This window comes from Nitratireductor aquibiodomus (assembly GCF_900105565.1).
GTDB lineage: Bacteria > Pseudomonadota > Alphaproteobacteria > Rhizobiales > Rhizobiaceae > Nitratireductor > Nitratireductor aquibiodomus.
In genome coordinates this window covers 2,091,863-2,104,153 of record NZ_FNSL01000001.1, presented here as the reverse complement: position 1 = coordinate 2,104,153, position 12,291 = coordinate 2,091,863, and the positions used below count along the sequence as shown (strand labels likewise).

Annotated in this window: 6 protein-coding genes; 4 read left to right on the top strand and 2 right to left on the bottom strand. The window is 64.2% G+C overall.

All coding sequences use genetic code 11. The annotated features are described in order from the left end of the window. The first annotated feature begins 1 nt into the window (after nt 1). The 3 genes from BLW55_RS09950 to pbpC all read left to right on the top strand — a co-directional run bounded on the left by BLW55_RS09950 (nt 2) and on the right by pbpC (nt 8,427). Entirely contained in the window at nt 2-775 is a 774-nt protein-coding gene (locus BLW55_RS09950) for an aspartate/glutamate racemase family protein (protein WP_090328621.1), read from the top strand. A gap of 92 nt (nt 776-867) precedes the next feature. Beyond that, nucleotides 868-6,330: an alpha-2-macroglobulin family protein gene (locus tag BLW55_RS09945; protein ID WP_090328619.1), complete on the top strand. Its 5,463-nt coding sequence runs from the start codon at nt 868-870 to the stop codon at nt 6,328-6,330. A gap of 27 nt (nt 6,331-6,357) precedes the next feature. Next, entirely contained in the window at nt 6,358-8,427 is a 2,070-nt protein-coding gene (gene pbpC, locus BLW55_RS09940) for a penicillin-binding protein 1C (protein ID WP_090328617.1), read from the top strand. A gap of 1 nt (nt 8,428) precedes the next feature. Here pbpC and BLW55_RS09935 read toward each other — a convergent pair whose 3' ends face one another. Then, nucleotides 8,429-9,352, bottom strand: coding sequence for a sugar kinase (locus BLW55_RS09935; RefSeq protein ID WP_025030215.1), 924 nt, complete (start codon nt 9,350-9,352; stop codon nt 8,429-8,431). Between the two features lie 279 nt (nt 9,353-9,631). Next, complete coding sequence (locus tag BLW55_RS09930; RefSeq protein ID WP_244509033.1) at nt 9,632-10,984, bottom strand: sugar transferase; 1,353 nt, start codon at nt 10,982-10,984, stop codon at nt 9,632-9,634. Nucleotides 10,985-11,292: 308 nt separating this feature from the next. Here BLW55_RS09930 and BLW55_RS09925 point away from each other — a divergent pair, with 308 nt between their 5' ends. Continuing rightward, entirely contained in the window at nt 11,293-12,243 is a 951-nt protein-coding gene (locus tag BLW55_RS09925) for a DMT family transporter (protein WP_090328615.1), read from the top strand. Nucleotides 12,244-12,291 lie beyond the last annotated feature (48 nt).

The window sequence follows — 12,291 nt, the reverse complement described above, 5'->3', positions numbered from 1 at the left end:
CATGAAGATCTGGTATCAGAGTTATGTCGATTACGAGAACGGCGCGGGCTACTGGGATGAACTCAGAAAGCATCTCGATGCGATTGTCGATCCCGGCACCGAGATCGATATCAAGGGCATCACCCCGCATGATAGCTACGCCCACGCCATCGTGGAGTTTCGCTGCGCGCGCGAGGTGATCTGCAATGCGGTGCGGGCCGAGCGCGAGGGTTATGACGCCTTCATCATCGGCCATTTTCAGGATGCCGGCCTCTATGAAGCGCGGTCGGTGGTCGACATTCCGGTGCTGGGCATGGGCGAGGCGTCCATGCTGCATGCCTGCCAGCTTGGCCAGCGCTCGGGCATCGTCACCATCAACCGCCGTTACATACCCTGGTTTCACCACCAGATCGGTAAATACGGTCTGAGAGAGCGGGTGACCGGCGTGCATGCCATGGATTTCGAGCCCGGGCAGATCCTTGCCGCCTTCGGCTCCGATGAGCGGCTCGAGACGGTGCGCGCCCTGTTCGAGGAACAGGCAAGGCCATTGGTGCGCGACGGTGTGGACGTGCTGATCCCCGGTGGCGGCATACCCATGCTTTTATTCTCGCAATTGCAGGCACACCGGGTGGATGGCGCGCCGGTGATCAACGGCATTCCGATTGTCGTGAAGCTGGCGGAAATGGCCGTGAAGCTGAAGGGGCTGACCGGCCTTGGCGTGAGCCGAACCTCGGATTTCGTGAAACCGCCCGAGGAAATCATCGAAGAGTTCATGACCCATCCGAAGGGACTATAAGGGAAGCGATAATTCTCCGGGTCTGTTGACTGGCTTTTGCAAAGCTGCCCCAATATCAATGGGACGATATCGGCAGCGCCTGGAGGATTGCCATGCTTGCGGCACGCGGACTCTCCCTGTTTTTCGTTTTTCTTCTCGGGTTTGCAGCAATGGCTGCCGCGCAGGATGCGCGCCGGATCGTGACCAGCGAGAACGCCGATTATTTCGGCTTCGACCTGCGCACCGAAAAGGATGTGACGCTCGACCAGTGCAAGGCGGTGTGCCTTGCCGATCCGCAGTGCCGGGCCTTCACCTACAACACCAGCGCGCAATGGTGCTTTCTGAAGTCGGACTTCAATCGCCTCAATGCGTTTGACGGCGCGGTGGCCGGCAAGGTTGTGGCCGGTGGAGACGCACCCGATATCGGAGCGCCGCCTGCGCTGCGCTTCGTGCCCGAGCACATTCAGCGCGAGGCTGGCGAGTATCGCGCCGAGATACTGCGCGCGGTGCGTCCCGAGAATGCAGGCTTTGTTCAACTGAGTGCGGCGGGCGGGCAGGCGCTGGAAAATGGTGATCCGTTCAATGCCATGCAGGCGTTTTCAACCGCGCTCCTAATGGAGCCGCAGAATGTGGGCCTTTGGTTGGAACTTGCGCGTGCCGCGACCGCCTCGCAGCCCGTGGGTGACATGAACCTGTATCGGCTTCAGCGCGCCGGCACCGGCGCTGCAATCAATGCCTATAATCTGTCGCGCAGCGCGGGTGACCGCGCCGAGGCGCTGGCCGTTCTTGCGCCGGCTCTTGAGCGGCGCAACCTGTTCCGCCCCGCGCTCAGCGCCTATGAGGCTAGCCTTGCGCTCAGAACCGCGCGCGATGTGCAGGAGGCCTATGCCGACCTCAAGCGCCGCAAGGGCTTCCGCGTGATCGACCATTCGGTCGATTCCGACAGCGCTACGCCGCGCGCCTGCGTGCAGTTTTCCGAGCAACTGGTGAAGAGCGGCGTCGACTATGCCCAATTCGTGACCGTCGACAATCTGCGCTCCTTCGCCGTTGATCGCAGCGACAAGGAGCTTTGCGTCAGCGGCCTGAAGCATGGCGAGCAGTATCGCATCGTCATCCGGCAGGGCCTGCCGGCGGCCATTGGCGAGGTGATTGCCGAGCCGGTTCCGCTGGAAATCTACGTGCGGGACCGCGCGCCTTCGCTGCGCTTTACCGGCGACAATTTCGTGCTGCCGTCTTCGGCGCGCCGGGGCATCCCGTTCGTTTCCGTGAACACCGACAGCGCGACGCTGTCCGTCTACCGCGTTGGTGACCGCGCGCTGGCGCGTCTTCTGAGCGAGGGGCAGTTCCTGCGCCAGCTCAACGAATATGCGGTGAACGAGGTGGCCGACCAGATGGGTGCGCCCGTCTGGGAAGGCACGGTCGAGGTCGACGCCGAACTGAACAAGGATGTCGTCACCAGCATTCCCATCGATGAGGCGGTGCCGGAGCGCAAACCCGGCGTCTACATGATGACGGCAGTGCCGGAAGGCGACACCAGCCAAAGTTGGGACAACCGCGCGACGCAGTGGTTCCTTGTCTCCGATATCGGGCTTTCCACCTTTGCCGGCGAGGACGGGCTTTCGGTCTTCGCGCGCTCGCTGGCGAGCGCGAAGCCGCTCGATGGTCTGAAGCTCAGGCTTGTGGCCCGCAACAATGAGGTGCTCGGCGAGGCGGAGACCGATGGCGCCGGCCATGCGCGCTTCGATCCCGGTCTGGCGCGCGGCTCTTCCGGTCTCGCACCGGCGGCGATCATCGCTGAAAACGGGACTGAGGATTTCGTCTTCCTCGACATGACGCGCGCTGGCTTTGATCTCTCGGATCGCGGCGTGACGGGGCGTCCTTCGCCCGGACCGCTCGACGTGTTCGCGTGGACGGAGCGCGGCATCTATCGCGCCGGTGAGACGGTGCATGCGAGCGCGCTCACGCGCAATCCCGCTTCGGATGCGGTGGAGGATCTGCCGCTGACCTTCATCTTCCGCCGTCCCGACGGTGTGGAGGACCGGCGCGTCGTTTCCGATGGCGCGGCGCTTGGCGGTCATGCAGTGGCGCTTGATCTGCCCGAAAGCGCGATGCGCGGCACCTGGGTGCTCGGCATTTATGCCGATCCGAAAAAGCCGGCGCTGGCCGAGAAGAATTTTCTGGTCGAGGATTTCGTGCCCGACCGCACCGAGTTCGCGCTTGCGAGCGCGGATGAGACCGTGCCGGTCGGTGGTGCGACGAATGTGACCGTCGATGGCCGCTATCTCTATGGCGCGCCGGCAGCGGGGCTTGCGCTTGAAGGCGAACTGACGGTCGCGCCGTCGCGCGAGTGGAAAGCCTTCCCTGGCTATGTCTTTGGCCTTGATGACGAGGAAGATGTGGAGGCGCTGCGCGTCTCGCTGCCCGGCCTGCCTGAGACCGATGCGGAGGGGCAGGCGCGATTCCCGGTGGCGCTGGATGGCGTGCCCTCGACCACGCGTCTCCTGAAAGCGGAGGTGAGCGTGCGCATGCGCGAGGCCGGTGGCCGCGCCGTGGAGCGTGCGCTGGAGATCGATGTCGAGCCGGAAAGCGCGATGATCGGCCTGAAGCCGGAATTTACCGGCGGGCGCGTTGCCGAGGGAGCGACGGCGAACTTCCGCGTGATCGCGGTCGATCCGAAGGGCGAGCGCATCGCCATGGACGGCCTGGAATGGAAACTGCTGAAGGTGGAGCGTCACTATCAGTGGTATCGCGATGGCGGTTCCTGGAACTATGAGCCGATCACAACGACGAGCCTCGTGCGCGAGGGAACTGTGGACGCGAAGGCCGACAGTGAGCCGCAGATCGGCGTTTCCGTGGATTGGGGGCGCTATCGCCTCGAGGTCGAAAGTCCGGATGCGGGTGGTCCGATCACCAGCGCGGCGTTCGATTCCGGCTGGTATGTGGAGGCCGGTTCCACCGAGACGCCGGACGGGCTGGAAGTGGCGCTCGATCGCGACGCCTATGCGGTGGGCGAGACGGCGAAGCTGAAGATTTCGCCACGTTTTGCCGGCGAGGTTCTGGTGACGGTGGGCTCTGAGAGCCTCATCGAAACCTTCACCGCAAAAGTGCCGGAAGCCGGCGCGACCGTGGACATTCCGGTGACCGATGCGCTCGGGGCCGGGGCCTATGTGACCGCAACGCTGTTCCGCCCCGGCGACGATGTGGAGAACCGTCTCCCCATGCGCGCCATCGGCGTGCGCTGGCTCAAGGTCGATCCGGGTGCGCGGGATCTTTCGGTTGAACTCGGCGTGGAGGAACAGGCGCGCCCCGACGAGAGTCTTTCCATCCCCGTCAGCGTTGGCGGTCTGGAACCAGGCGAAGAAGCTTATGTGACCGTCGCTGCGGTCGATGTGGGCATTCTCAACCTCACACGCTACGAACCGCCACAGCCGGACGCCTGGTATTTCGGCCAGCGCATGCTGGGCATCGAGATGCGCGACATTTACGGGCGGCTGATCGACGGGTCGCTCGGCGCGATGGGGCGGCTGCGCACAGGCGGCGATGGCGGCGGCATGACCGCGACCGGCAGCGCGCCGACACAGAAGCTGCTCGCCTTCTTCTCCGGCATCGTGAAGGTGGATGATGACGGGAAGGCGCAGGTCTCCTTCGACATTCCGCAGTTCAACGGCACGGCCCGCATCATGGCGGTCGCGTGGTCGAAGAAGGGTGTGGGCAGCGCGCAGGAGGATGTGATCATCCGCGATCCCGTTGTGCTGACCACCAGCCTTCCGCGCTTCCTGGCTCCGGGCGATGAAGCGCGGCTGCTGCTTGAAATCGCCAACACGGATGGTCCTGCCGGCGACTATCGCCTCACGGTGATGGCAGAAGGGCCGGTAGACGCCGATCTGCGGTCGCTCTCCGATAAGGTGACGCTTGAGGCGGGCGGCAAGGCCACGCTCTCCGTGCCCATCTCGGCGACCAACCAGACGGGCGAGGGTGCGCTGACGGTGGCGCTTGCGCATGAGAGCGGGCTTTCCGTTGAGAAGAGTGTGTCCCTGCCGGTGCGGCCCGGCGTGATGCCGGTCGCCACCCGCAGCGTGGTCACGCTTGCGGCCAATGGCGGCAGTGTCACGCTGGACGGCGCGCTTCTGGAAGACAGCTTTGCCGAGAACGCGTCGGTGAGCCTCAACATCTCGCGGGCCGACGGGTTCGACATTCCGGCACTTTTGATGTCGCTCGACCGCTATCCTTATGGATGCACGGAGCAGACCACGAGCCGCGCCCTGCCGCTGCTCTATGTGAGCGAGCTTTCAAAAGCCGCCGGACTGGACGACGACCCGGCGCTGAAGGGGCGCATCGAGGACGCCATCACAAGCGTGCTTGCCGCACAGTCTTCGTCTGGCGGTTTCGGTCTCTGGGGACCGGGATCTGGCGATCTGTGGCTCGACGCCTATGTGACGGACTTCCTCACCCGCGCCGGCGAGCAGGGCTTTGCCGTGCCCGAGGCGGCGATGGGCCAGGCGCTGCAGAACCTCTCGAACACGCTCGCCTATGACACGGATGTCTCCTCACGCGGCAGCGAGATCGCCTATGCGCTCTATGTGCTGGCGCGTAACCGCAAGGCTTCGGCCGGTGACCTGCGCTACTATCTCGACACGCGGCTTGATGAATTCTCCACGCCGCTGGCCCGCGCGCAGCTTGCCGCAGGCCTCGCGCTCTATGGCGATGCGGAACGTGCGGAGCGGGGCTTTGCCTCCGCCTTCCGTCTCGCTCAGGGCATGAGCGGGCGCTACACGGCGCGCTCCGACTACGGGTCGCGTCTGCGCGACGGCGCGGCGATGCTGGCGCTGGCGGCAGAGAGCCGGCCCGAACCGGCGCTGGTGCCGCAGATGGTGCAGCTTGTCTCCGATGTGCGCGGTGACACAAAGCACATGAGCACGCAGGACGAGGCGTGGATGCTGCTTGCCGCCCGCGCGCTGAGCCAGTCGAGTGATGATCTGAGCCTGACCGTGGACGGCAATGCGCATCAGGGCGCATTCTCGCGGCGGCTATCCGGGCTGGAGATCGAGGCAGCGCCGCTGACGGTGGCCAATCAGGGCGATGAACTGGTCGATGCGGTGATGACAGTCGTTGCCGCGCCGCAGCAGCCTTTGCCGGCGGGCGGGGAGGGCTTCACCATCGAGCGGCGCTACTACACGCTCGACGGCAGGGAGGCGAATGTCTCCGAAGCGCGCCAGAACGAGCGCTATGTGGTGGTTCTGGAGATGACGGAAAAGAACGCCTGGCCCTCGCGCGTGCTGGTCTCCGACCTGTTGCCGGCGGGCTTCGAGATCGACAACCCGCGCCTTGTCGGCAGTGCGGATCTGGCCAATTTCGATTGGCTTGGCGAGACGGATGCGGTTCATACCGAGTTCCGCGACGACCGCTTCATTGCCGCCTTCGACCGCAATGGGGGTGGCAAATTCCGGCTCGCCTATGTGGTGCGTGCGGTGACGCCGGGCGTCTACACGCATCCGGCGGCGAGCGTTGAGGATATGTACCGTCCGCAGCTCTCGGCACGAACAGCGACGGGCTTCATGGAGATCGTGGGGCAGTAGGCGGCGGCGATGAAAACGCGTCGACATATGCGCCGGGTTGCCATGGCCGCTGGCCTTGCGGCCCTGCTCGCCATTGGCGGGGCGGTGACGCTCGACCGGCTGGACGCGGCCTATCCGCCGCCGCTCGTTCCCGCCCCGCTTTCGGTGGAGGTGCTCGACCGTGACGGCGCGCTGCTGCGGGCCTATGCGGCGTCCGACGGGCGCTGGCGTCTTCCGGCGGATATCGACACGCTCGATCCGCAGTTTCTCAAGATGCTGGTCGCCTATGAGGACAAGCGCTTCTGGTCGCATCCGGGTGTCGACATGCGCGCGCTTGGCCGCGCCGCATTGCAGCTCTTGTGGAACGGGCGCATCGTCTCGGGCGGTTCAACACTGTCGATGCAGCTTGCACGCCACACCGAGCCGCGCGCGGCGCGCAGCTTCAGCGCCAAGTTCCGGCAGATCGCGCGGGCGCTGCAGATCGAGCGCAGGCTTTCCAAGCGGGAAATACTGGAGCGTTATCTGACGCTCGCGCCTTATGGCGGCAATCTTGAAGGGGTGCGCGCGGCAAGCCTTGCCTGGTTCGGCAAGGAGCCGCACAGACTGGGGCTGGAGGAGGCCGCTCTTCTGGTCGCCCTGCCGCAATCGCCCGAAGCGCGCCGGCCCGACCGTCATCCGCAAATGGCAAAAACCGCGCGCGACCGCGTTCTGGCGCGCATGGCGGGGGCTGGCGTCATCATCGAAAGCGAGGTCGCGCGCGCGTCTGAGGCGAAGCTTGCCGGGCGTCGCCTGCCCATGCCCGCCTATGCCGCGCATCTGGCCGATGCGGTGGTGCAGGCGGAGCCGGATGAGCGTGTGCATCGCCTGACCATCAGCCGCTCCGCGCAGGCGGGTCTTGAGGAAGTTGCTGCCAGAGCGGCGCGCGGGCTGGGGCCGCGTGTTTCCGTGGCGATGGTGCTGGCGGATGCGCAGACCGGCGCGGTGCTCGCGCGGGTCGGATCGGCGGGGTATTTCAACGTCGCACGCGCCGGCTGGATCGACATGAGCGTGGCAGAGCGTTCGCCGGGCTCCACGCTCAAGCCCTTCATCTATGGCCTTGCCTTCGAGGAGGGGCTGGTGATGCAGGAAACGATGATCGAAGACCGGCCCGGCAATTTCTCGGGCTATCGTCCGCGCAATTTCGACATGGCCTATCAGGGCGATGTTTCGGTGCGCACGGCCTTGCAGATGTCGCTCAACGTGCCGACGATCCGGCTGCTCGATGCAGTGGGGCCGGTGCGGCTGGTGGCGCGCATGCGACGGGCCGGCGTGCCGCCCGCGCTGCCGCCCGGCGAGACGCCGGGCCTGGCCATCGGGCTTGGTGGCGCGGGGCTGACGCTGGAAGGGCTGGTGCAGCTTTATGGCGGGTTCGCCAATCGGGGGCGGGTGCGCCCGCTGCATTATCTGGACAATGCAGAGATTGCCGCGCATCCCCCTTCCGTTCTGACGCCGCAGGCCGTCTGGCAGGTCTCCGACATCCTGTCCGGCGTCGCGCCGCCCAAAGACGCGCCGCGTCTCGGTATCGCCTACAAGACGGGCACGTCCTATGGCTACCGCGATGCGTGGTCGGTGGGCTATGACGGGCGGCGTGTGCTGGGCGTGTGGGCCGGGCGACCCGATGGCGGCTCGGTGCCGGGGCTGACCGGCTATCTGGCCGCCGCCCCTATTCTGTTCGAGGCGTTCTCACGCTCGGGCGTGGGCATCGTTCCATTCCCGCCTGCGCCGGCAGGCGCGATCCGGCTTGCCGCGTCCGATCTTCCCTTTCCGATGCGGCGGTTTTCTGCTGATGGTGGCGGGTTCCGGGCCGGAGCGCCAGTGGAGCCCGCGCCGGAAATCGTGTTCCCGCCGCAGGGTGCGCGCATCGATGTGGGGCTTGCGCGTGGCGCGCGGGTCATGCCGCTGGCGCTCAAGATCAATGGCGGGCGCGCGCCGTTTCGCTGGCTGGCCAATGGCGAGCCGCTGCCGGAGGCCTATCGCCGGCGCAGGGCGAACTGGGTGCCCGATGGCGGCGGCGCATCGACCCTGACGGTGATCGACGCGGCCGGACGTTCCGCCAGCGTGGATGTTTTTCTGGAATAGATCAGGCGGCTTCCGCGAGCGCCTTCAAAACCGTTTCGCGCATGGGCATGGGAGCGACTGCGCCAAAGCCCTGTGTGGAAAGGGCAGCGGCCGCATTGGCGTAGCGCGCGGCCTCGAACGGGTCGCCATGGCGATTGAGCTCGGCGAGGAAATTGCCATCGAACGTGTCGCCCGCACCCGTGGCGTCGACGGCGTTGACCCTGATGCCGGGCACGCGGCGGCGCTCGTCCGGCGTGGCGACGAGGCAGCCATCCTTGCCGAGCGTCAGCGCGACGATGCCAGCGCCAAGACCCAGATAATGATCGGCGATGGCGTCCGGGTCGCTGATGCCGACCAGCTGTTCGGCGTCTTCCAGACCGGGAAGCGCGATGTCGGCCTTGCGCATGGCGGCTTCGGTCAGCGCGCGGGCGCGCTCGAGCGGCCACAGCTTCAGGCGCAGATTGGTGTCGAAGGAGACTTTGGTGCCGGCGGCGCGGGCAATGTCGATGGCTTCGAGAACCGCATCGCTTGCATCGGCGCTGATGGCCATGGAGATGCCCGACAGATGCAGAATGTCGGCGTTCTCGATGGCGCTGCGGGGCAAGTCGCGCGGAGCGACGCGGCTCGCCGCCGAACCCTTGCGCAGATAGGAGAAGACATGGCCGTTCTCGCCATGGCTGACGAAGTAGACACCCGTATGGGCATCCGGGTTGCGCAGGACCTGGCTAGCGTCCACGCCATTGTCTGCCCAGAGCTGCATGAGGCTGTCGCCGAACTCGTCTGCGCCGAGCGCGGTGAAGAACCCGACCGATGCGCCGGCGCGCGCGGCTGCGATGGCGCAGTTGGAGGTGTCGCCGCCGTAGCCGAAGAGATAGCGGCCCGTGTCGTCCACCTGGTTGAACTCGATCATCGGTTCACCCATGCAGATGATCTTCGGATGGCTCATGACGGTGTTCTCCTCCCCTGACGCTGCGTGCGCTTCTCTTTAAGCGATTGTGCGCCAATGGTGAATGTCTCTTGGGAGAAGATTTTTCACCATACATGGAGAGCCCGGCCTCAGGACCTGGAGCGGTTCATCGTTTCATGGAAACGCTGCGCCACTCCACCTGACTGCAAAATACTCTAGATCGCCGTGCGTCCATCCGGACGCACAAAGGACGATCTAAACCATTGATGGAGCATCGGAACAATCGGAAAACCGGATTCCACTTTTCGGTCCTATGCCCTAGCGGGCGCCGCGACCGAACAGGACGGTGCTGATCGTTGAAAGTATGATGAGCACGTCGAGATCGAATGACAGATGCTTGATGTAATAGAGGTCGTAGGAGAGTTTGTTGATCTCTTCCTGGGTTGTGCCCGCATAGCCGGAATTCACCTGTGCCCAGCCGGTGATGCCGGGCAGCACCATGGTGCGGTGGATGAATTTTGGCTCTTCTGCCTCACTCGCCTGCGCCACATATTCAGCGACGGGGCGTGGTCCCACGAGGCTCATTTCTCCGCGCCAGATATTGATGAGCTGGGGAAGCTCATCCAGCCGCAGGCGGCGCAGCACCCGGCATCCCTTTATGATCCGGTCGTCGTTCGTGCGCGTCGCTCCGCCCTGCCTGCCATGATACATGGTCCGAAACTTGAGCATGTTGAAAGGGCGCCCGCCATAGCCCCGACGGGTTTGCACGAAGATCGCCGGCCCGCCATCGAGGGCCCGGATATAGAGCCAGACTGCAAACCCCAGCGGGATGGTGATCGGCGCCGTGACGATGACGGCGATGAGATCAAGCGCGCGTTTCGCTTTGGAATAGTAGATCTGGCTTGGCGTGTAGGCGAGGTGCGAAACGTCGAACGCGCCCACATCCACGCGGCCTTCGCGCAGCTCGAGAAAGTTGAACCAGGGGGTAACGTCGACCCCGACCATGTAGGCCTTTGTTAGGAAGGTCGACCAATCCGGGTTGTGGTGTGTTCTGGTGTCGATCAGCAGTCGGTCATAGGCGCCGATATCCGCTGTCTTGTCGCTGATCACAGCCACATGGCCTGCAAGCCTCGCTGCAACCTGAGCGGCCTGGGGGAAGTCGAGCAGGGCAACGCGGTCCTCCAGAGACCGGTGAAGCCTCAGATTGGCGACGATCATGGCGATCGTGGCGATCGGGTAGGCCGTCAGAAGAGCCGAGTAGCTCACCGGAATGCGCAGGCCGGACAGAACCGCGACAGCCACGTTGAAACACACGAAGGTGACGAAGATCGCGATGGAAAACGTGTTGCGCTGCCTGCGAAAGCCAAGCAGGGCCAGCGCGACGGCGAAGGGCAGCAAGAAAAGCACCGAGCAGACGATTGCCAGATTGTTCCAGTCGCTGCGTGATGCGTTGAGAATGAAAGCGCTGTAGATCATGCACTGCAAAATGCCGGCGGCCAGAATCTCCGGCAGCATGGGGCGCAGGTTTCGCAGCAGGCGTCGCTGGCGCAGAGATGCACCGTGCTGGAGCACGTCCTCCAGGTCGGGGCTGGGCTCGGCTGGGCTGCGTTTCAGAACGCGCCTGGCGCTGCGATTGGCGGGGCCGTCATCCTTGCCCGCTGGTTTGGACACGTCGTTCAACGTTGCTTCTCGCCCGCACTTAAGAGCTCATACGACCGCGCTTTGCCATGCAGGAACCGGAAGCGCAATCAACGATTGTTCGCATGTCCACAGACAACCCGGATGCAGGCGGTCGGTGTTGCAGCGATTCGACCGACCTTAGACCGGTTCTCTGTTTCATGGAAACGTTCAACTGCACGCCGTTCTGTCCGTCCGAGCATTTGTGCAACAGTTTGCATGTCGAATTATGACGTTGGCATTTACGATTTTGGTCCGAGGCTCTATCAGGCTGAACCCATCGCTGTTCTGACTGTGTACCCATGCACCGCCAAGCCTATGTCTTTCTCTGCCTGACCACGCTCTTCTGGGGCGGCAATGCCGTGGCCAGCCGGCTGGCTGTCGGCCATGTTTCGCCGATGATGCTGACAACGCTTCGCTGGGTCATTGGCTGTGCGCTGCTCGCTGCCTTTGCCTGGCCGCATCTCCGGCGTGACTGGCCGGAGATCCGGCCGAAGCTGCCGTTACTGGCGGCGCTGGGCACGCTCGGTTTCACCGGGTTCAACGCTGTTTTCTACAGTTCCGCCCAGTTCACCTCGGCCATCAACATCGCCATCGAGCAGGGTGCGGTGCCGATGGTTATCTTCGTCGCCAATTTTGTCCTGTTTCGCCAGCGCGTGAGTTTTCTGCAGATTGCCGGCTTCGTTCTGTCTCTGGTCGGCGTAGCGCTGGTTGCCAGCCATGGCGCGTTTTCCCGCCTTCTCGACCTGAATGTGAACTTTGGCGACGCGCTGATGCTTGTCGCCGTCCTGCTCTATGCGGGTTACACGGTCGGGCTGCGGTTAAAGCCGAATATTCACTGGCTGAGCCTGATGTTCGTGCTCTCGTTCTTTGCGCTTCTGGCGTCCCTGCCGCTGGTGGCCTGGGAGATCGCGACCGACCGGCTCATCGCCCCTGATTTTCAGGGCTGGATGGTGGTGTTCTACGTTGTGCTGTTCCCCTCCATCTTCGCGCAGACGCTTTATATTCGCGGCAATGAGCTGATTGGCGGTAACCGCGCCGGCCTGTTCATCAATCTGGTGCCGATCTTCGGAACGCTCCTGTCGATCGTCATTCTGCGTGAAGCCTTCTTCACCTATCACGCCGTCGCGCTGTTCATGGTGCTTGGCGGGATATGGATGGCCGAACATGGAGGCCGCAAACTGGCTTCCAGAGCTTCGGGCCGCAAAGTGGAGCCCGGTTTCGGGAATTCCGACGCTCCACCAACAGGATAGACATGCAAATGCCGGCGCATGACGCCGGCATTGCAATTCCACAAGACT